The following is an 18,842-nucleotide window of genomic DNA, read 5'->3' as shown; positions in this document are numbered from 1 at the left end:
GTCAGTTCCGCTTCGCGGGCTCACCGGGCTCCCCGTCCGCGTCCCCGCAGACCCGCAGCCCCTCGGGGGACGCGCACGGCAGATGGCCGTGGGTGCGGATGACGTCCTGCCCGAGGCCCCGGGTGAGGTGGGTGAGGAAGGACGCGGTCAGCGAGTCGGCGGGCGGCCGGCCGTAGGTGTAGGCGTACTCGATCTCCTTGTACGGGTACGGGGAGGACCGCGTCCCGATCTCGTCGACGCTCGCGCCCCGCCCGTCGATGGCCGGCCGGTGCAGTCCGGTCAGGCCGGTGCCCGCGCGTGCCTCGCTGTAGCCGAGCGCCCCGGGCAGCCGGGCGACCGTCGCCAGCACCTGCTCGGTGGAGTCCAGCTCGCAGCGGACGACGGGCGCCCGGGCGTCGTCCTTGGTGACGCAGTCGCGCGAGGACTGGGCGGGCTCGTTGCGGCCGAGGACGCGCCGCTGGAAGACCTCCCGCGTACCGGAGTTGGCGTCCCGGCTGACGAGCAGGACGGGCAGCGAGGGCCCGCCGAGCTGCTTCCAGTCGGTGATCTCGCCCCGGCTCTCGCGCAGCTCGGACCAGCCGCCCGGCTCGTGCGTGGTGAGCAGGAGTTCGCATGAAGTTCAATCGAGACGCATTCTGGTCTAGACCTTGACAGGTACAGACCACTCACGCTTCGGTGGGACACGTCCGCACGGCCGCCCCGCACGGCCGTCCCCACGGCATTCCCCCACGGGCACAACCCCCACGGGCACGTACCCCCACGGAAGGACACGTCTGTGCTACGACGTCTGACGATCCTGCTCGCCGCCCTCGCCACCGCCGCCGGCCTCGCCGTCGCCGTCCCCGCCAGCGCCTCGGCGGCCGAGTGCGCGACGGCGTGGAACTCCTCCACCGTCTACACGGGCGGCAAGACCGCCTCGTACAACGGCCGCAACTGGCTGGCGAAATGGTGGACCCAGAACGAGCGCCCCGGCTCCTCCGACGTCTGGTCGGACCAGGGCGCCTGCGGCGGAGGCGGCGGCAACCCGAACCCGGACCCGTCCGGCTTCGTGGTCAGCGAGGCCCAGTTCAACCAGATGTTCCCGAACCGGAACTCCTTCTACACCTACAGCGGCCTGACCGCCGCCCTCAGCGCCTACCCCGGCTTCGCCAAGACGGGCAGCGACACGGTGAAGAAGCAGGAGGCCGCCGCCTTCCTCGCCAACGTCAGCCACGAGACGGGCGGCCTGGTCCACATCGTGGAGCAGAACACCGCCAACTACCCGCACTACTGCGACCGCAACCAGCCCTACGGCTGCCCCGCCGGCCAGGCCGCCTACTACGGCCGTGGCCCGATCCAGCTCAGCTGGAACTTCAACTACAAGGCGGCGGGTGACGCCCTCGGCATCGACCTGCTGAACAACCCCTACCGCGTCGAGCGCGAGCCGGCCGTCGCCTGGAAGACCGGCCTCTGGTACTGGAACACCCAGAACGGCCCCGGCACCATGACCCCGCACAACGCCATGGTGAACGGCGCGGGCTTCGGCCAGACGATCCGCTCCATCAACGGCGCGCTGGAGTGCGACGGCAAGAACCCGGCGCAGGTCCAGAGCCGGATCAACAACTACCAGCGCTTCACCCAGATCCTCGGCGTCCCGACCGGCGCCAACCTCAGCTGCTGAGACGCACGCGTGACGGGCTCTGCCGAGCCCCACTCGTAAGGGTGAATTCGGCATATGACGAAGGGGTGGCCACCGGCGGGTGGCCACCCCATTTTGCTGAAAAACCGCAGGTCGCACCGGAAACCGGGTTTCCCGCCCTCGGGTGCCGAATGACTGTATGACGAACGGTTGTTGATTGCGGTGATCGTCTCGCATGCCGCTAGATTCGCGGCACCACCAAACGAAATGCCCCCGCGATGGGCCAACATCCGGGGGCGTGACACCAGGAGCACTACCTCCCAATGCGCGTTTACCGTACCGCGCCCACGCGCGCCTTCACCACTTTCAGCAACGCCCTGCTGCGCGACGCCACCATCTCGTGGTGCGCCGTGGGCCTCCTCGCCTATCTGGTGAGCCTTCCGAACGGCGCCAGGGCGAGCATCCGCAAGCTCTCCGAACAGCGCAAGGAAGGCCGCGACCGGATCGCCGCCGCCCTCCGGGAGCTGGAGGACGCCCGCTACCTGCGCCGCCTGACCCGCCGGGACCGCACCGGGCAACTGCGCACGGAGTACGAGGTCTTCGACACCCCGTACGACCCCGAAGCCCCCGCTCCCGGCCCGTCCGCCCGGCCCGCCGCAGGCCCCGCCGCCGCGCCCGCTCCCGCCCCCGCCGCCGCGCCCGCCCCCGGAATGGCCGGAAACCCGGCCTCCGGTGACCCGGACCACGGCGCACCTGGCCCGCTCCCTCCGGGAGAAAAGACGGGGGTGCAAGAACCTCCCTCCCCGGCCGTCCGGTTGCTCACCTCACTGGGCCGGAGCGAACCACGGCTCGCCCTGGGGGCGGGCGAGGCGGAACGGCTGAGGACCCTGGTCGAGGAGTGGTGGGCGGTCGGCGCCAGTGACGCCCTGATCCGCGAGGCGCTCACCTCCGGCCTGCCCGCCCGCGTCCACGCCCCCGCCGCCCTGGTGGCCGACCGCCTCCGCCGCAAGAAGCCCGCACCGCGCCCGGCGGCGCCCGTGCGCCCCGAGTGCGGCGTCTGCGGCGTGCCGGTGCCCGAGGGGGCCTCCTGCGCCCGCTGCGAGCCCGCCACGCCCGCCGTCGCCGGGTTCGTCGCGGCGGCGCTGCGCGGCGGCGCGTCGGTCCGGCAGGTCCTGCGCCGCCGCTGAAGACTCCCGGCCGCCGAGCGGCGGCCGGGTCACCTGAAAGAAAGGGTCGAAATGACCGCATTGCTGGACCCGCCCGAGACGGTATACCGCCGGTATACTGCCGTCATGGCCGACACCACCGTCAAGGTTGATCCCGCTGTCCGTGACCGTCTCATGGTGCTCGCGCGGGAGCGCGGCATGACGATGCGGGATCTGATCGCCGAGCTGGCCGGAGCGACGCCCACCAAGGAAGAACTCCGGAGGCGGTACGAGGAGACGAAGGCGTACTGCGAGACGCACTTCGGCGTCACGCTCACGGACCAGGATCACGACCGAGTGGAGCAGGTCTGGCAGGAGTTGGAGGCCGGGCGGCCTGTGGACAGCCTGTGACCCGGTCCACCGCCGTCGTGTACGACGAGTCCGCTCTGCTGGCTCTGGGCTCGGGCAACGTCCTGGCTTCCCAGTTCATCGCGAACACCCAGCGCGGCCCCACCCGGCACGTCTACGTTCCCGCCATGTGCCTCACGGCTGCGGACGGTGTCCGTAAGGGCCTCGCCGAGCATGTGGGCGCGCTGCCGGCCGCCGAGATCGTGGAGCTCGATTTCGCGGGCGTCTGCGCTGTGGGAGCGCTGATGCGGGACGGGGTGGAGTGGCGGCTCGGCCACGCGATCCATCTGTCCCGTCCGACGCCGGACTGGCCGGACGGCCGACCGGTGCTGACGGCGAAGCCCGAGCTGTACGCGGACATGCCGCTCGTACGGACGATCAGGCTGCCCGAACAACCCTGACGAGCCGATCGACGCGGGGCCCGGAGCGCGCCCGGGCCCCGCGCCCTACTCGGCCCAGTCGAGGAAGGCGCCCCAGGCCGCCGGGGCGAGGGCGAGGGAGGGGCCGCCGGGGTTCTTGGAGTCACGGACGTGCACGGCGTGCGGACAAGCGGCGACCTCGACGCAGTTACCGCCACTGTCGTCACTGTATGAGGAGGTACGCCAGTCGAAGGCCACCTCGACGCAGTTACCACCGCCGCTGTCGCTGTAACTCGACTTGAACCACCGCAGGGTGCCGCTCATCTAAGTTCTCCTGCCAACTGCTCGAGGAGGCCCAGCGATTCACCAGGGCCCAGCGCCTGAGCTCGGATCTTCGCATACCGCTGGCTGTACGTACTCACCTTGGCGCGGTCCTTGATCAAAAGGCTCTCGGCTTGGATCTCCAGGTACACGAGGTGGTCATGCTCCTGTGTCTCGACAAGGTTGATGTCCCCTCGGTCACCAGCGTGCTCCCCGCTCAGCCCGCAGTCCAGGGGCAGCACCTGGAGGGTCACGTTCCGCCGCCGGGCGCAGTCCGCGAGGTGGGCCAGCTGCTCGCGCATGACGTCCGCGTCGCCGATGGTCCGCCGCAGGACGGACTCCTCCAGGATCAGCTCGACCAGCGGCAGCGGCTCCCGCTCGAAGAGGGCGCTGCGCGCCATCCGCGCCTCGACCAGCTCCTCGACCCGCTGCTCGGGCAGCGGCGGGTAGCCGCCGCCGATCAACGCCCGCGCGTACGCCTCCGTCTGGAACAACCCGTGCACAACCAGCGTGGCGTACAGGGACAGGCTGACCGCCTTCTGCTCCAGCGGGGCGTAGCCCTTGAACTGCTCCGGGTACTTCTCCAGCCGGACATACACCCGCGCGGCCTCGAAGAGGCCGAGACCGTCGCCGAGCGCCCGGTCCAGGGCCACCAGCATGGTGTCGCTGGCGGGCTGGGCGCAGGTCTCCATGGCGCTGATCGCGGCTGCCGTGAAGCCGGTCTCCTTGCCGAGCTGCTCCTGGGTCCACCCCTTCCGGACGCGTAATTTGCGGGCCATCTCCGCCACGAGCCGCATCACCGCGCTCGCCGTTTCCTTGTTCTCACTTCGGGCCAAATTGCGTCACCGCCTCGATTTCAACCGGTCTCAACCGGTCACAACCAGACCACGCCGGATTCGACTGCCCTTGGGTGCCGTTCCCGCAGGTCAATGCGGTCTCGACGGATTTCCGCAGTCGGGGGAAACGGTAGCGGCGACCTTCCACAATGTCCTTGTGAATGCGCCAAGTTGCCACGCAGAGAACGCCTGGGTTCCGGCGTCCGGTTTTCAACTTCGCAAGGCGGGTGTGCAATTCGACGCCGTACGCGTCGACGGGGACGGCGGGCGCCGGGTCGCCGACGTCATGGAGCAGATGACGTCCGGCGACCCGGGGCCGATCGTCGTGGAGGCGAACGGCCGGCGGGGGGTGTACTTCCTGCTGCCGCCGGGCAGCACCGCGCGGCGCGCGTGGCCGCGCTGGGCGATGCCGTTCAACGCCTGCCACGGCACGGTGAGCTATTTGCCGGTGCCCGCGCTGCACGGGAACACCTGGCCCCTCGCCTGGCGCTGCCCGCCCCCTGCCGACGGCCGGTTCGTCCACCCCGCCCTGCTCCGCAGCACGGTGCTCGCCCTGGAACGCCTGCTGTCCTCTTGAGGCCACGGCTTCGTGGGCGACCGGCAACTGCACGATGCGCACCGCTCACTGCACGACGATGGTGTCAGTCGCCCTGGCCGTACAGCCCGGCCAGCTCGGATCCGCCGGCCCAGTGGATGTTCGTGATCTTGTTGAGGGTCGTCGGGTCGCTCCCGTACGGCTCGGCTCCGCTCTCGAAGAGCGCCCAGACGTGCTCGTTGCCGTCGGAGTTGCCGTACGCCAGGCCCTCCATCATCGAGGGGGCGCGCATGCAGAAAGCCGTCCCGTCGGTGATGTCCGTCTCGTACGACGTGGGTCGCACCCAGACGTTGCTGCGCTTGTTGCGGCCGAGCGACGTGGCGAAGATGTACTTGTCGCCCACGACCGCCATGCCCTGGGTCTTCGTCGGCACCCAGCGCTTCTTGCCGGTGTACGTCAGTGCACCGGTGCTGCTTGTCGAGTACTGCCACATGCTCTGGTGGCTCGTGTCGGAGAAGTCACCGGTCCACAAGGTGGTGCCCTCGCCACCGCCGAGTCCGAGGAACGAACCCTTGCCGGCGATGTCCTGCGTACCCTTCGGCTGGATCACCTTGTTGGTGTTGGCGCCCGCCAGCTCCGCACGCACGGTGGCGGTCGACCAGTACTTCACGCTGCCCTCGCCGCTGACGTACACGTGACCGCCGGTCACGACCACACCGCCCGCATGGGTCTTGGGGATCAGCATGTGACCGAGGCTCTCGCCCCGGCGGGGGCCGCTCAGGGCGATGCCCCAGATCGCGCTCGCGCCGTCACCGCTCGAGTGGTACGCCGAGATCAGCAGGACGTCTTCGCTCGTCCCGTCCCAGTTGTTCCAGTACGCCAGACCCTGCGGAACGAACCCGCCGCTGTACAGACCCGGCGGCACGGCCACACTGTTGTGGAACGTGCTGTCGTACGTCTCACCGGCGGAATCCCCGGGGTAGAAGGGCCGGGTCGCCCCCGGCGTCGTACGGCAGTTGGCGTCCTCGGCCGCTGCCAATGTCGACACCGACACCGATGTCGATGTCGATGCCGATGCCGGCTGTGCGGGAGCGGTCATGACGGCACCACCAGCCACTAGCGCGGCGATCGCGATGGACGTCGTTATTCGGGTGGGCAGCATGGTGATTCCCCTTTGGCGTGTATGTACTTGGGCGTGCTTGATCGCGCGTGTGGTGCGTTCCCGCAAGCTGGATCCAACGTACATTCGATCGCGTATCGTCCCGTGCGCGGTGGCCGCGAACGCTGACCGGGTCCTGCGATGTATTCGTGAATGTTCGGTGTCGGGGTTGGACAAGGCCGTCAGGGCTTTCGGCGTGACGGTTGTTTCGGAGCACACCGAACTCAACTGCTACCGGAAGTCCCTCAGTTGAGCGGCCGGCGGCCTGCCGCGCCGCGGCCAGGATGCGCTGGTACTCCGCGGGCAGCACGGTGCTCGCCCTGGAACACCTGCTGTCCTCTTGAGGTCAAGTCCGCTTGAGGTCCTAGCGTCCCTCCCGTCGACGTCCTACCGATGCACCGATCCACCGATCCACCGACCGACGGGAGCAGGGTCATGATCCTCATTGCGGGAGCCACCGGGAACATCGGCCGCGCACTGGTCCGCGAGCTGCGGGCGCGCGGTGCCGGGCCGGTGCGGGCGCTCAGCCGGGCCCCGGCGCCGGGGGCGTTCCCCGACGGGGTGGAGGCGTGGGCGGGCGACCTCGGTGACGCCGGGTCCCTGCGGCCCGCGCTGGAGGGGGTGCGGGCGCTGTTCCTGCCGGCGGGGCTGGGCGCCGACGCCGAGGTGATCGGCGCCGCCCGGCGGGCGAGGGTGGAACACCTGGTGCTCGTTTCGTCCCTCACCGTTCAGTCGCACCCCCACCTGGGGCCGGCCCGCGCCAACGCGGAGACCGAGCGGCTGGTCCGGGACAGCGGCATGTCCTGGACCGTGCTGCGGCCGACGCAGTTCGCCTCCAACGCCCTGTGGTGGGCGGACTCCGTGCGCACGCACGGAACGGTCCGGGTCCCGTACGCCGACATCGGGCTCCCCACCATCCACCCCGCCGACGTCGCGGCGGTCGCCCGCGTGGCGCTGACCGAACCCGGCCACCACGGGCGCACCTACGCACTGACCGGCCCCGAACGCATCACCCCCCGCCGTCAGGTGGCCGCCCTCGCCGCCGCCCTGGGACGGGAGGTGCGCTGCGCCGAGACCACCCGGGCGGAGGCCCACCGGACCATGGCCGCCCTCCTCGGGGCCGAGGTCGCCGACGCGGTGCTGGACGTGACCGGCGGCGACGTCAACGACGAGCTGCTCGCCGTCCGCGACACCGTCCCCGCACTCACCGGCTCGCCCGCCCGGACGTTCCACCAGTGGGCCGCGGAGAACACCGCCGCCTTCCGCCCGGACGTCACACCCGTGTCGCGATGACCACCGTGGCGTACAGGTCCTCGCACGTCACCACACGCGCGGCCAGCCCGGCGGCGGTGGCCACCTCGGTGGCGGCGGCGGCCTGGTGCTCGCTCGTCTCGAACAGCAGGCTCCCGCCGGGCGCCAGCCACCCGGGCGCCTCGGCGGCCACCCGGCGCAGCACGTCCAGCCCGTCCGCGCCCCCGTCCAGCGCCACCCGCGCCTCGTGCACCCGCGCCTCGGCGGGCAGCAGCTCGACCTCCCCGGTCGGTACGTAGGGGACGTTGGCGAGCAGGACGTCCACCCGGCCCCGCAGCCCGGCCGGCAGGGGCGCGAACAGGTCCCCCTCGTACACCCGGCCCCCGGCTGCCGTGACGTTCCTCCGGGCGCACCGCACGGCGGCCGGATCGATGTCGGCGGCGTACAGCTCGGCGCCGCCCAGCCCGGCCGCCAGGGCCGCGCCGAGCGCCCCCGAACCGCAGCAGAGGTCCACCACCACCGCCCCGGCCGGGGCGAGCAGCTCGGCCTGGTCGACCAGGAACTCGGTGCGGCGGCGCGGCACGAACACTCCCGCGTCCACGGCGTACCGCAGGCCCCGGAACTCGGCCCATCCCACGACGTGTTCGAGCGGTCGCCCGGCCGCCCGGGCCTCGACCATGCCGTCGAGTTCGGCGGGCGTGCGGGCGGAGGAGTGCAGCAGCGCGGCCTCGTCCTCGGCGAAGACGCAGCCGGCGGCGCGGAGACGGGCGGTGGTGGTGGAGAGGGAGGGTGAAACGGGTGTCACGGACATGGGGCGCAAGCCTTTCGGGACGCGTGCGGGCGCTCCCGGGGTGTGACCCGTTTTCCTACGAGCCGTGAGAGGGGAGAGCCCGGCCTGACCTGGCGTTGATGGGTCTCACCTCCCGAGTCGCTTCTCCAACGAGGGGGCCACCCTACCCCCCCCCGCCCCCCCACCCACCCCCCGGAACGCCCCCGCCCACCACTCAACCGGCCGCCCCACGTGCACCGCACCCGGCCGCCCCACGCACCCAGCCGCCTCCGCCTACCGCGCACCCGACCGCACAGCAGCCGAGCCACCCACCGCGCACCCAGACGCCTCCGCCCACCGCGCACCCGGCAGCACCGCGCGCACCCAGCCGCCCCCCGGCCGCCACGCCAACCGGCTTACCACGCCCAGCCGTTCACGCCCGCCGGCCGGCGCCGTCCTGTGTGGCTGCCACCGCCTCCAGCGCCTCCGACAGGCGCTCCAGCACCGCCGCCGTCTCGGCGAACGCCTCCTCTCCCAGCTCGGCGGCCAGCCGGTCGGCCAGCTCCGCGTGGCCCGGCTCTATCCGGGCGATCGTGTCCCGCCCCAGGGGCGTCGGCGCGAGCAGCTTGGCGCGCCGGTGCGCCGGGTTGGGGCGGTACTCGGCGAGCCCCTCCTCGACCAGCAGGTCCGCGATCCGCTGGACGCTCTGCCGGGTGATCCCCATCGCGCGGGCGATGCCGGACACCGGCAGCGGCTCCCGCAGCACCGCGCCCAGGACCTGCCACCACGAGGCGGTGATCCCGGCCGGCCGGGCCAGCTTCTCGGAGACGGCGAGGAACTGGCCGTTCAGCCGGAACACCCCGAGCGCCGTGCTGCTGAGCAGCTCCTGAAGCCGCCGTTCCACTCGTGTCATGCGTTCAGTTCCTCGTAGGCCGCGGGGTCGGAGTCGTGGAACAGCCGGTACCAGGCGTCGAGTTGCGCGCCCTGGAAGGCGCCCATCCTCCCCAGCACCTCGCGGGCGAAGGCCACCGGCTCGGTGGGCCCGGCGGTGATGAGGTCGCCGGCGGTGACGGCGTCCGTGTCGACGTAGTGCGCCCCGCCCCGGTAGCCGGTGGCCGCCAGGTAGAAGGAGACCGCGCTGGTGTGGGGGCGGTCGTCGAGCAGGCCCTCGCGGGCGAGCCCCGCCGTGGCCCCGCATATCGCGGCGACCGGCACGCCCGCGTCGAGGAAGGTCCGCGCGGTGGCCGCGAAGGGCGCCAGGTCGTCACTGGTGTCCCACAGGTCGGCGCCGGGGAGCAGGAGCATCGCGCTGTCCTCGGGCCGCAGCTCGGCCAGGGCGAGATCGGGCACGATGCGCAGCCCGCCGATGCTGGTCACCGGGTCGGTGCCGGGGCCGACCGTGCGGATCTCGAACCCGGCGCGGGCCAGCCACGCCGTGGCGTGACCCGTCTCCCAGTCGGCCAGGGTGTCGTACACCCCGAGGTGGACGGTGCGGGGGGTGGAGGTGCGGGGAGTGCTGCCGGACATGGTCGCCTCCTGCGGTCCGTGCGGGCGGCCGGCCGGAGCGAGACCCACCCCGTCCACCCACCCTTCCGATGACAGAATCCTGTCATCTCGACAGCATCCTGTCAACACCCTCGCCCATCCGGCCCGACACCCTGCCGACCTCCGTGCCTTCCGGCATACAAGATGGCCATACCGGCGCACACCAGCCCGTCCTTACCCTGGGCCGCATGACCCCTCATGCCACACCCGCCACTCCGGCCGACCCCGCGGCCGGCGCCGCCGTCAAGGCCGCCGACCGGGCGCACGTCTTCCACTCCTGGTCCGCCCAGGGCCTGATCGACCCGCTCGCCGTCGCCGGCGCCGAGGGGGCGTACTTCTGGGACTACGACGGAAACCGCTACCTCGACTTCACCAGCGGCCTCGTCTACACCAACATCGGCTACCAGCACCCCCGGGTGGTCGCCGCGATACAGGAGCAGGCGGCCCGGCTCACCACCTTCGCGCCCGCCTTCGCCATCGACGTCCGCTCCGAGGCCGCACGCCTCATCGCCGAGCGCACGCCGGGCGACCTCGACAAGATCTTCTTCACCAACGGCGGCGCCGAGGCCGTCGAGAACGCCGCCCGGATGGCCCGGCTGCACACCGGCCGCCCCAAGATCATGAGCGCTTACCGCTCGTACCACGGCGCCACCTCCACCGCGATCAACCTCACCGGCGACCCCCGCCGCTGGGCCTCCGACACCGCCTCCGCCGGCGTCGTGCGCTTCTGGGCGCCCTTCCTCTACCGCTCGCCCTTCTACGCCGAGACCGAGGCGCAGGAGTGCGAGCGCGCCCTGGCGCACCTGGAGGACACCATCGCGTTCGAGGGGCCGCAGTCCATCGCCGCGATCATCCTGGAGACCGTCCCCGGCACCGCCGGCATCATGACCCCGCCGCCCGGCTACCTCCCCGGCGTGCGCGAGATCTGCGACCGGTACGGCATCGTCCTCATCCTCGACGAGGTCATGGCGGGCTTCGGCCGCACGGGCGCGTGGTTCGCCGCCGACCACTTCGGCGTGGTGCCCGACCTGCTCACCTTCGCCAAGGGCGTCAACTCCGGCTATGTGCCGCTCGGCGGCGTCGCCATCTCCGCCGAGATCGCCGCCACCTTCGACAAGCGGCCCTACCCCGGCGGCCTCACCTACTCCGGCCACCCGCTCGCCTGCGCCGCCGCCGTCGCCACCATCCAGGTCATGGAGGACGAGAAGGTCGTCGAGCAGGCCGCCCACCTCGGCGAGAACATCCTCGGCCCCGGTCTGCGCGAGCTGGCCGAGCGCCACCCCTCCGTCGGCGAGGTGCGGGGCCTCGGCGCTTTCTGGGCCCTCGACCTCGTACGCGACCGCGAGACGCGCGAGCCCCTGGTCCCGTACAACGCCCAGGGCGAGGCCAACGCCCCCATGGCGGCCTTCGGCGCGGCCTGCAAGAAGAACGGCCTGTGGCCCTTCATCAACATGAACCGCACCCACGCCGTCCCTGCCTGCAACATCACCGAGGCCGAGGCCAAGGAGGGCCTGGCCGCCCTCGACGCCGCCCTCGCGGTGGCCGACGAGCACACCGCGTAACCGCGCCTCCGAGCGCCCCCTCCGGCTGGCTTAAGGTGTCCGGAGCCGGACGGAGGGGGCCAGGAACCATGCCCGCGAGCGGAGCTGTGACCCGCAGCACCCTGCGCCAGCAGGTCGCGGACGCGCTGCGTGACGAGGTGCTCGCGGGGCGTCTCCAGCCGGGCCAGGAATTCACCGTCAAGCACATAGCGGAGCAGTACGGGGTGTCCGCGACACCCGTACGGGAAGCCCTGGTCGACCTCACCGCGCAGGGCCTCCTCGACTCCGACCAGCACCGGGGGTTCCGCGTCCACCGCTTCTCGGTGGACGACTACCGGGGCATGGTCGAGGCCCGGGCGCTGATCGTGGACGGCATCTTCCAGCGGCTGTGCGAGCGCGTCGGCGACCTCCACGCGCGCGGGGCGCCGCTCGTGTCGGTACGGCGGCGGGCGGAGGAGGCCGCGCGGGCGGCGCGCGCCGGGGACCTCGACATCCTGATCGGGTACGACCTCCGGTTCTGGCGCGAGCTCAGCGGCTTCGTCGCCAACCGCTACATCGCCGACTTCCTGCACCGGCTCCGCGTCCAGGCGTGGGTCTTCGCGGTCCCGCACCTGCGCGCCGCCCGCGAGCCCCGCGCCTGGCTCTGGAACGGCCACGAGGCGCTGGTCGACGCGGTGACGCTCGGCGAACCGGACGCCGTGACGGCCGCCCTCGACGCGTACCACGCGCACTGCCTGCGCTGGGCGGACCACCTGGACGGACCGCGCTGACGCCCGGACGGACCGCGCCGCGCGGTCGACGCCGTCCGTACGGCCGCCCCGGCGCTCTTACCGCTCATGACGGGTGGGTAGGGGAGGGGAACCCGGCGCGCGGAAGCACCCGGGCGCCGGGGGCACCCGGCGGCGGTGCACGCGCGAGGAGCGCGCGCCGCGCGCACTAACCTGTTCCGACCGCCCGACGTAGCCGCACAACTGAAGGAGAGCGAGTCTCCCTTGGCCTGTGACCTGTGGTTGGTCCCCCTCGTCGACGTGCTGTGCCACAGCCCCGACAACCCGTTCGCGGAAGAGATCGCCGCGTACGACAAGGCCCTCACCGAAGCCGGCCTGCCGACCGTCCCCGTCTTCGCCTACATGCCCGGGCTGTCCGGCGACGTCGCCCCGGTCGCCGGGTTCGACTACGACGCCCTGCACTTCCTGCGCCGCGCCTACCTGCTCCAGATCTGCGGCCTGGCCGTCACCCCGGTCGACGAACTGGGCGGGGACTACGAGCAGCTCCTGGAGATGTTCGAGTCGACCGCCCAGCAGTCGCACCTGGTCTGGCACTACGACCACGCCGGCGCGTACGTCCCCGTCGACTTCCCCGCGCCGCTGTCCGGCGAGGAGCTGCTGGCGGGCGGCGGACCGCTCGGCTCCGCCCAGGGGCTGCTGCGCGAGCTGGAGTACGTCGCCCCCTCCATCGGCATCGACCCGGCGAACCCGCCGGCCGCGCCCCACCCCCCGGAGCGCCCCACGGCCCTGGAGGAACCCGCGGGGCCGGTCCCGTACGACGACAACCCCTTCGCCCGGGAGCGGCACGTGTGGCTCGGGCTGCACGCGGCGGCCACCCGGAGCCTCGGCCAGGGCTCAATGATCATCTTCAGCTGACTCGCTACGGGCAGTACGGCAGTACGGCTCAGCGGGGCTCCGGCGGGCGCTGCCGGGGCATGTTCGGCCGGGTGCCGGGCGGGAGCGGGAGGCGGCCGGAGGGGTGCGCGCCGCTCTCCGCCCGCGGCGGCGCGTACGACAGCGTCGACTGCGTCCCCAGCGGCGCGGGCCCCGACCGGAACTCCACCATCCAGTCGGCCGTCTCCGCCCGCACCAGCTCCGTCACGTCCTCCGAGAACCGCCGCAGGATGCCGAGGCACCGCTCCGCCGCCTCGCTTGCCGTGCCCTCGGCCGGGCCCAGCACCTCCCGGATGCTCTCCGCCGCCCAGTCGAACTGGAGCGCCTGGAGCCGCCGCTGCACCGCCTGCGCGGTCGCCACGTCGCGCATCCAGCCCGAGGTGAGGCCGAAGTACCGGTCGCAGGCCACACACGCGGCGGCCAGCAGCAGGGACACGTACCCCCACCCGGCCGCCCCGTCCACGGTGCCCGTCAGGTCCAGCAGCGGCAGCCCGGCGCCGGCGACCGCCCCCAGCGCCGTACCGGCCCGCAGGGCCCGCGCGCCGCGCCGCTTCCAGGACCGGTCCGCCAGATACCACCCGGCCGTGCACAGCGCCCGCTCCTCGACCCACCGGTAGAGCTCGTCCAGCCGCTCCGCCGGCTCGCCCCAGTCCCCGAGCGGGAAGGGCCGCCCGGTCAGATCGCCGCCGGGGCCGCCGTATCTCCCGCGGCCGTCGCCCTCCCCCCGGGCGGGGCCCCCGGGCTGCATCTCCGGCTGGCTCACCGGGGCACTCCTCTGCGCTCTGCGTGACAATCCGTGACGTGCGATCCGTGACAAGCGTTCCGTGACGTACGGGCGGTGCGGTGCGCCTGTGGGTACTGCGGTACTGATGCGCATGCCCTTTCCTACCGCCGAACGGTGGGCCGGACGGACGGTATCGCGGGATTTCCGCCCGCGAAGGCGTCGTGATCAGCTAGGGGGCTCGCCCGACATCGCCACCAATGCACTCGAAAGAGTGAGGCCGGGTGGAGGGGGCGCACCGTCCGGTGACCACGTAGGCTCGGCATACCGAACACTCGTCGTCGAATGCCAGGAGTGACCGTGATTCCCGGTGGTGGCCAGCCCAACATGCAGCAGATCCTCCAGCAGGCCCAGAAGATGCAGCAGGACCTCGCCCGCGCCCAGGAGGAGCTGGCGCACACCGAGGTCGACGGGCAGGCGGGCGGCGGCCTGGTGAAGGCCACCGTGACCGGCTCCGGCGAGCTGCGCTCCCTGGTGATCGACCCCAAGGCGGTCGACCCCGAGGACACCGAGACCCTCGCCGACCTGGTCGTCGCCGCCGTGCAGGCGGCGAACGAGAACGCCCAGGCGCTCCAGCAGGCCAAGCTCGGCCCGCTCGCGCAGGGCCTGGGCGGCGGCGGCATCCCGGGCCTGGGGATCTAGGACCTCCCGGGGCGGCGGTCCGTCCGGGCCCCGGCCCCCCGAGCCCCCGGCCCCCGGGCCCCCGGCCTCGGGCGTCAGGCGGGACCCGGGGCGCCGGTCCGTGCGGCGTACACGCGCCGGACGGGCGGCCCCGCCCTTCTAACCCGTACGCGCAGCAACTACCGTAAGCATCACAGCACTCCACGAGAGGCGTTCCGTTGTACGAAGGCGTGGTTCAGGACCTCATCGACGAGCTGGGCAGGCTCCCAGGCGTCGGTCCGAAGAGCGCCCAGCGGATCGCCTTCCACATCCTCCAGGCCGAGCCCACCGACGTCCGCCGCCTCGCCCATGCCCTCCTCGAGGTCAAGGACAAGGTCCGGTTCTGCGCCGTGTGCGGCAATGTGGCCCAGGAGGAGCGGTGCGGCATCTGCCGTGACCCGCGCCGCGACGAGGCGGTCATCTGCGTGGTCGAGGAGCCGAAGGACGTCGTCGCGATCGAGCGGACGCGCGAGTTCCGGGGGCGGTACCACGTCCTCGGCGGCGCGATCAGCCCGATCGAGGGCGTCGGCCCCGACGACCTGCGGATCCGGGAGCTGCTGGCCCGTCTGGCGGACGGAACGGTCACCGAGCTGATCCTGGCGACCGACCCCAACCTGGAGGGGGAGGCCACCGCGACGTACCTGGCGCGCATGGTCAAGCCCATGGGCCTGAAGGTCACGCGCCTCGCCAGCGGACTCCCCGTTGGCGGAGACCTGGAATACGCCGACGAGGTCACGCTCGGGCGTGCGTTCGAAGGGAGACGACTCCTCGATGTCTGACGCCACACTCCACGCGCACTCGCTGGACCCCGACAGCTTCGCGGTCCAGATCGCCGACTCGATCGAGTCCTTCATCGTCGCCACCACGGAAGTGGCCAAGGGGGACGAGCCCGACAGCGCCGTCCCGTTCCTGCTGCTGGAGGTCTCGCAGCTGCTGCTCGCCGGCGGCCGGCTGGGCGCCCACGAGGACATCGTCCCCGAGGAGCGGTACGAACCGGACACCGGCCCCGACCTGGACGTCGACGACCTGCGGATGCGGTTCGCGGCCATGCTGGAGCCGGTGGACGTCTTCTCGGAGGTCTTCGACCCGTACGAGCCGCGCAAGGCGCCCGTACCGTGCCGGATCTCCGACAACCTGGCCGACATCATCATGGACCTGCGCCACGGCCTGGCCCACTACCGCGCGGGGCGCACCACCGAGGCCCTGTGGTGGTGGCAGTTCTCGTACTTCTCCAACTGGGGTCCGACCGCCTCGGCGACCCTGCGGGCCCTCCAGTCCCTGGTGTCCCACGTCCGGCTGGACCAGCCGCTGGCGGAGCTGGACGGGCTCGACACGGACGAGGACCTCACCGAGGACGCCCTCGCGGAGGAGGCGGGCCGGGTGATGGCCCGCGAGATCCTCGGCCCGCTGGGCATGCGCAGCGTGACCTGACCCTCGCTCCCTCTCGGCAGCCAGGTCTCCCGGGCCCGGCCGCACGGCACCCGATGCCGTACGGCCGGGCCCGAGGCGTGTCCGGGTCCGCCCCCGGGGGCTCCGGGCGGGGCCCGTCACTGTGGCCCCGGGGGCTCCGGCACCGGGGTGACCCGGCACACATTGCGCGTACCTGGCCCGGAGAGGGGCAGGCACAGCCCGAGCGGCCGTGAAGCGCCCCCGCGCTGATCACGTGGTGAGCGGGACATCTCACGATGTGGTATGGCGGGGGCGATTCCCGGCCGCTCGTTAAACTGAACCGACCGCAAACGGACTGAGCGAGGAGCGCACGTGGGCCTTGTCGTGCAGAAGTACGGAGGCTCCTCCGTTGCCGATGCCGAGGGCATCAAGCGCGTCGCCAAGCGAATCGTCGATGCCAAGAGGAACGGCCACCAGGTGGTCGTCGTGGTTTCGGCGATGGGCGACACGACGGACGAGTTGATCGATCTCGCCGAGCAGGTATCGCCGATCCCTGCCGGGCGTGAGTTCGACATGCTGCTGACCGCCGGAGAGCGCATCTCCATGGCGCTGCTGGCCATGGCGATCAAAAACCTGGGCCACGAGGCCCAGTCGTTCACCGGCAGCCAGGCGGGCGTCATCACCGACTCGGTCCACAACAAAGCGCGCATCATCGATGTCACGCCGGGCCGGATCCGTACGGCGCTGGACGAGGGCAACATCGCCATCGTCGCCGGCTTCCAGGGTGTGTCCCAGGACAAGAAGGACATCACCACCCTCGGGCGGGGCGGCTCGGACACGACCGCCGTCGCGCTCGCCGCGGCGCTCGACGCCGAGGTCTGTGAGATCTACACCGATGTCGACGGCGTCTTCACCGCCGACCCCCGGGTCGTGAAGAAGGCCCGGAAGATCGACTGGATCTCCTTCGAGGACATGCTGGAGCTCGCCAGCTCCGGCTCCAAGGTGCTGCTGCACCGCTGCGTCGAGTACGCACGCCGATACAACATCCCGATCCACGTCCGGTCGTCCTTCTCGGGCCTCCAGGGCACGTGGGTCAGCAACGAACCGCGAGGGGACCGCAAGGTGGAGCAGGCCATCATCTCCGGTGTCGCCCACGACACCTCCGAGGCGAAGATCACCGTCGTCGGGGTGCCGGACAAGCCGGGCGAGGCCGCCGCGATCTTCCGCACCATCGCGGACAACGAGATCAACATCGACATGGTGGTGCAGAACGTCTCCGCCGCGTCGACCGGGCTGACCGACATCTCCTTCACGCTGCCCAAGTCGGAGGGCCGCAAGGCCATCGACGCGCTGGAGAAGCAGAAGACGCTGATCGGCTTCGAGTCGCTGCGCTACGACGACCAGATCGCCAAGATCTCGCTGGTCGGCGCGGGCATGAAGACCAACCCGGGCGTCACGGCGCTCTTCTTCGAGGCGCTGTCCGACGCCGGGGTGAACATCGAGCTGATCTCGACCTCCGAGATCCGCATCTCGGTGGTCACCCGCGCGGACGACGTCAACGAGGCCGTCCGCGCCGTCCACACCGCCTTCGGTCTGGACTCCGACTCCGACGAGGCCGTCGTCTACGGCGGCACCGGCCGGTGAGAAACCGGTCGCACTGGTCCCTCCAGCTGTCCCGCCCGGCCCGGGTGAACCGCCCGGGCCGGGCGGTGACGGCCCGGTGGGGCCGGTGACCCACCGCAGGCCGGCGCTCGCGGTCGTGGGAGCGACCGGGGCCGCCGGCGCGGTGACGCTCCGGATCCTGTCGCAGCACGCCGACGTCTGGGGCGACATCCGGCTCCTCGCCTCCCCCCGCTCGGCCGGCCGCAAGCTGGCCGTACGCGGCGAGGAGGTCGAGGTCCTCGCCCTGTCCGAGGAGGCCCTCCGGGGCGCCGACGTGGCGCTGTTCCTGGTGCCGGAGACCGTGGCCGCCCAGTGGGCGCCGATCGCCGCCGCCCAGGGCACCGTCGTCGTGGACACCTCGCCGGCCTTCCGGGAGGACCCGGACGTCCCGCTGGTCGTCCCCGAGATCAACCCGCACTGCGCCCGCGTACGCCCCCGGGGCATCATCGCCGCCCCCGGCGACACCACCCTGACGCTCGTCGTCGCGGTGGGCGCGCTGCACGCCGAGTTCGGGCTGAGCGAGCTGGTCGTCTCCTCGTACCGGGCCGCGGGCGCCGCCGGGCGCGCCGGGGTCGCCGCGCTGCGCTCCCAGCTCTCGCTGGTCGCCGGTACGGAGCTGGGCACCGCCCCCGGGGACGTGCGCCGGGCCGTGGGCGACGGCACCGGGCCCTTCCCCGCCCCGCTGGCGCTGAACGTGGTGCCCTGGGCGGGCACCTCCGGGGCGGCCCGCGACGGCGGCTGGGCCGCGGAGGAGCTGCGGGTGCGGAGCGAGGTCCGCCGCGTCCTGGACCTGCCGGAGCTGCGCGTCGCGGCGACCTGCGTCCAGGTGCCCGTGATCGGCGCGCACTCCGCGTCCGTGCACGCGCGCTTCGAGCGGGAGGTGACGGTCGCGCGGGCGCACGAGATCCTGGCGACCTCGCCGGGCGTGGTGCTGTACGACGACCCCGCCGCGGGCGACTTCCCGACGCCCGCCGACGTCGTGGGCACCGACCCGACCTGGGTCGGGCGGGTGCGGCGGTCGCCGGACGACGAACGGGCGCTGGAGCTGTTCGTCTGCGGCGACAATCTGCGCAAAGGCACAGCATTGAACGCCGTACAGATCGCAGAGGCGGTGGCCGCCGGATTCCCCGCGTAAATCGGCGGTGAACCGGCCGCCGGAACTTTGTAGGATCTGTGAACGCCCTGTGAGCAGGCAGGCGATC

21 protein-coding genes and 1 pseudogene are annotated in these 18,842 nt (G+C 72.1%); 14 read left to right on the top strand and 8 right to left on the bottom strand.

What is annotated here, in order from left to right; genetic code table 11:
* Window position 1: 1 nt before the first annotated feature.
* Window positions 2-556: pseudogene (locus ACF08D_RS21065) on the bottom strand (substrate-binding domain-containing protein); the annotation flags it as partial.
* A 219-nt stretch (window positions 557-775) separates the two neighbouring features.
* Here ACF08D_RS21065 and ACF08D_RS21060 point away from each other — a divergent pair.
* From ACF08D_RS21060 to ACF08D_RS21045, 4 genes are all read left to right on the top strand, one after another.
* The gene (locus ACF08D_RS21060; protein ID WP_392224269.1) at window positions 776-1,660 is read left to right on the top strand and encodes a glycoside hydrolase family 19 protein; all 885 of its coding nucleotides are present in this window, start codon (window positions 776-778) and stop codon (window positions 1,658-1,660) included.
* Between the two features lie 281 nt (window positions 1,661-1,941).
* Complete coding sequence (locus ACF08D_RS21055) at window positions 1,942-2,805, top strand: helix-turn-helix domain-containing protein (protein ID WP_392224268.1); 864 nt, start codon at window positions 1,942-1,944, stop codon at window positions 2,803-2,805.
* A 105-nt stretch (window positions 2,806-2,910) separates the two neighbouring features.
* On the top strand, window positions 2,911-3,174 hold the full coding sequence (locus ACF08D_RS21050) for a hypothetical protein (protein WP_392224267.1): 264 nt from the start codon (window positions 2,911-2,913) through the stop codon (window positions 3,172-3,174).
* Complete coding sequence (locus tag ACF08D_RS21045; protein ID WP_392224266.1) at window positions 3,171-3,572, top strand: hypothetical protein; 402 nt, start codon at window positions 3,171-3,173, stop codon at window positions 3,570-3,572. Before ACF08D_RS21050 ends, ACF08D_RS21045 begins: the two co-directional genes overlap by 4 nt.
* Window positions 3,573-3,617: 45 nt before the next feature.
* Here ACF08D_RS21045 and ACF08D_RS21040 read toward each other — a convergent pair whose 3' ends face one another.
* Entirely contained in the window at window positions 3,618-3,854 is a 237-nt protein-coding gene (locus tag ACF08D_RS21040; RefSeq protein ID WP_392224265.1) for a DUF397 domain-containing protein, read from the bottom strand.
* Window positions 3,851-4,687, bottom strand: coding sequence for a helix-turn-helix domain-containing protein (locus ACF08D_RS21035; protein WP_392224264.1), 837 nt, complete (start codon window positions 4,685-4,687; stop codon window positions 3,851-3,853). Before ACF08D_RS21035 ends, ACF08D_RS21040 begins: the two co-directional genes overlap by 4 nt.
* Before the next feature lie 157 nt (window positions 4,688-4,844).
* Here ACF08D_RS21035 and ACF08D_RS21030 point away from each other — a divergent pair, with 157 nt between their 5' ends.
* Entirely contained in the window at window positions 4,845-5,264 is a 420-nt protein-coding gene (locus tag ACF08D_RS21030; RefSeq protein ID WP_392224263.1) for a hypothetical protein, read from the top strand.
* A 64-nt stretch (window positions 5,265-5,328) separates the two neighbouring features.
* Here ACF08D_RS21030 and ACF08D_RS21025 read toward each other — a convergent pair whose 3' ends face one another.
* Window positions 5,329-6,270 (bottom strand): hypothetical protein, encoded by a 942-nt coding sequence (locus tag ACF08D_RS21025; RefSeq protein ID WP_392224262.1) that lies wholly within the window; start codon window positions 6,268-6,270, stop codon window positions 5,329-5,331.
* Between the two features lie 546 nt (window positions 6,271-6,816).
* Here ACF08D_RS21025 and ACF08D_RS21020 point away from each other — a divergent pair.
* The gene (locus ACF08D_RS21020) at window positions 6,817-7,674 is read left to right on the top strand and encodes an SDR family oxidoreductase (protein WP_392224261.1); all 858 of its coding nucleotides are present in this window, start codon (window positions 6,817-6,819) and stop codon (window positions 7,672-7,674) included.
* Here the strand turns inward: ACF08D_RS21020 and ACF08D_RS21015 are convergent.
* From ACF08D_RS21015 to ACF08D_RS21005, 3 genes are all read right to left on the bottom strand, one after another.
* Window positions 7,655-8,443 carry a putative protein N(5)-glutamine methyltransferase gene (locus tag ACF08D_RS21015; protein WP_392224260.1) on the bottom strand — a complete coding sequence of 263 codons (789 nt, stop codon included), beginning with the start codon at window positions 8,441-8,443 and terminating at the stop codon, window positions 7,655-7,657. The genes ACF08D_RS21020 and ACF08D_RS21015 overlap by 20 nt on opposite strands.
* 391 nt (window positions 8,444-8,834) lie before the next feature.
* Window positions 8,835-9,305 carry a MarR family winged helix-turn-helix transcriptional regulator gene (locus ACF08D_RS21010; RefSeq protein ID WP_392224707.1) on the bottom strand — a complete coding sequence of 157 codons (471 nt, stop codon included), beginning with the start codon at window positions 9,303-9,305 and terminating at the stop codon, window positions 8,835-8,837.
* 5 nt (window positions 9,306-9,310) lie between these two features.
* Window positions 9,311-9,928, bottom strand: a complete 618-nt coding sequence (locus ACF08D_RS21005; RefSeq protein WP_392224259.1) for a DJ-1/PfpI family protein — start codon at window positions 9,926-9,928, stop codon at window positions 9,311-9,313.
* A 206-nt stretch (window positions 9,929-10,134) separates the two neighbouring features.
* Between ACF08D_RS21005 and ACF08D_RS21000 the strand changes: the two genes are divergently transcribed.
* The 3 genes from ACF08D_RS21000 to ACF08D_RS20990 all read left to right on the top strand — a co-directional run bounded on the left by ACF08D_RS21000 (window position 10,135) and on the right by ACF08D_RS20990 (window position 13,130).
* Window positions 10,135-11,508 (top strand): aspartate aminotransferase family protein, encoded by a 1,374-nt coding sequence (locus ACF08D_RS21000; RefSeq protein ID WP_392224258.1) that lies wholly within the window; start codon window positions 10,135-10,137, stop codon window positions 11,506-11,508.
* A gap of 68 nt (window positions 11,509-11,576) precedes the next feature.
* The gene (locus tag ACF08D_RS20995; RefSeq protein WP_392224257.1) at window positions 11,577-12,257 is read left to right on the top strand and encodes a GntR family transcriptional regulator; all 681 of its coding nucleotides are present in this window, start codon (window positions 11,577-11,579) and stop codon (window positions 12,255-12,257) included.
* Window positions 12,258-12,479: 222 nt separating this feature from the next.
* Window positions 12,480-13,130: a hypothetical protein gene (locus ACF08D_RS20990; RefSeq protein ID WP_392224256.1), complete on the top strand. Its 651-nt coding sequence runs from the start codon at window positions 12,480-12,482 to the stop codon at window positions 13,128-13,130.
* 28 nt (window positions 13,131-13,158) lie between these two features.
* On the opposite strand, the gene ACF08D_RS20985 is transcribed toward ACF08D_RS20990, so the two are convergent.
* A complete protein-coding gene (locus ACF08D_RS20985) occupies window positions 13,159-13,911 on the bottom strand; it encodes an SLATT domain-containing protein (RefSeq protein WP_392224255.1) in 753 nt (250 codons plus the stop codon).
* A 318-nt stretch (window positions 13,912-14,229) separates the two neighbouring features.
* Here ACF08D_RS20985 and ACF08D_RS20980 point away from each other — a divergent pair, with 318 nt between their 5' ends.
* From ACF08D_RS20980 to ACF08D_RS20960, 5 genes are all read left to right on the top strand, one after another.
* Window positions 14,230-14,571 carry a YbaB/EbfC family nucleoid-associated protein gene (locus tag ACF08D_RS20980; protein ID WP_392224706.1) on the top strand — a complete coding sequence of 114 codons (342 nt, stop codon included), beginning with the start codon at window positions 14,230-14,232 and terminating at the stop codon, window positions 14,569-14,571.
* Between the two features lie 197 nt (window positions 14,572-14,768).
* The gene (recR, locus tag ACF08D_RS20975) at window positions 14,769-15,368 is read left to right on the top strand and encodes a recombination mediator RecR (RefSeq protein ID WP_064067261.1); all 600 of its coding nucleotides are present in this window, start codon (window positions 14,769-14,771) and stop codon (window positions 15,366-15,368) included.
* The gene (locus ACF08D_RS20970; protein ID WP_392224254.1) at window positions 15,361-16,020 is read left to right on the top strand and encodes a DUF5063 domain-containing protein; all 660 of its coding nucleotides are present in this window, start codon (window positions 15,361-15,363) and stop codon (window positions 16,018-16,020) included. The genes recR and ACF08D_RS20970 overlap by 8 nt, the downstream gene beginning before the upstream one ends.
* Window positions 16,021-16,350: 330 nt before the next feature.
* Window positions 16,351-17,622 (top strand): aspartate kinase, encoded by a 1,272-nt coding sequence (locus tag ACF08D_RS20965; RefSeq protein ID WP_392224253.1) that lies wholly within the window; start codon window positions 16,351-16,353, stop codon window positions 17,620-17,622.
* Window positions 17,623-17,707: 85 nt separating this feature from the next.
* On the top strand, window positions 17,708-18,775 hold the full coding sequence (locus ACF08D_RS20960; protein WP_392224252.1) for an aspartate-semialdehyde dehydrogenase: 1,068 nt from the start codon (window positions 17,708-17,710) through the stop codon (window positions 18,773-18,775).
* Window positions 18,776-18,842: the final 67 nt, after the last annotated feature.

The organism is Streptomyces sp. NPDC015131 (genome assembly GCF_043079975.1).
Classification (GTDB): Bacteria; Actinomycetota; Actinomycetes; order Streptomycetales; family Streptomycetaceae; genus Streptomyces.
This window is presented reverse-complemented; position numbering and strand designations above follow the sequence as displayed.

Bases quoted from the DNA above. Each gene is read 5' to 3' on its own strand.
- ACF08D_RS21055 (WP_392224268.1), top strand. From the start codon at position 1,942: ATGCGCGTTTACCGTACCGCGCCCACGCGCGCCTTCACCACTTTCAGC.
- ACF08D_RS21015 (WP_392224260.1), bottom strand. From the start codon at position 8,443: ATGTCCGTGACACCCGTTTCACCCTCCCTCTCCACCACCACCGCCCGT.
- ACF08D_RS20970 (WP_392224254.1), top strand. From the start codon at position 15,361: ATGTCTGACGCCACACTCCACGCGCACTCGCTGGACCCCGACAGCTTC.
- ACF08D_RS21050 (WP_392224267.1), top strand. From the start codon at position 2,911: ATGGCCGACACCACCGTCAAGGTTGATCCCGCTGTCCGTGACCGTCTC.
- ACF08D_RS21020 (WP_392224261.1), top strand. From the start codon at position 6,817: ATGATCCTCATTGCGGGAGCCACCGGGAACATCGGCCGCGCACTGGTC.
- ACF08D_RS21000 (WP_392224258.1), top strand. From the start codon at position 10,135: ATGACCCCTCATGCCACACCCGCCACTCCGGCCGACCCCGCGGCCGGC.
- ACF08D_RS21005 (WP_392224259.1), bottom strand. From the start codon at position 9,928: ATGTCCGGCAGCACTCCCCGCACCTCCACCCCCCGCACCGTCCACCTC.
- ACF08D_RS21040 (WP_392224265.1), bottom strand. From the start codon at position 3,854: ATGAGCGGCACCCTGCGGTGGTTCAAGTCGAGTTACAGCGACAGCGGC.
- ACF08D_RS20995 (WP_392224257.1), top strand. From the start codon at position 11,577: ATGCCCGCGAGCGGAGCTGTGACCCGCAGCACCCTGCGCCAGCAGGTC.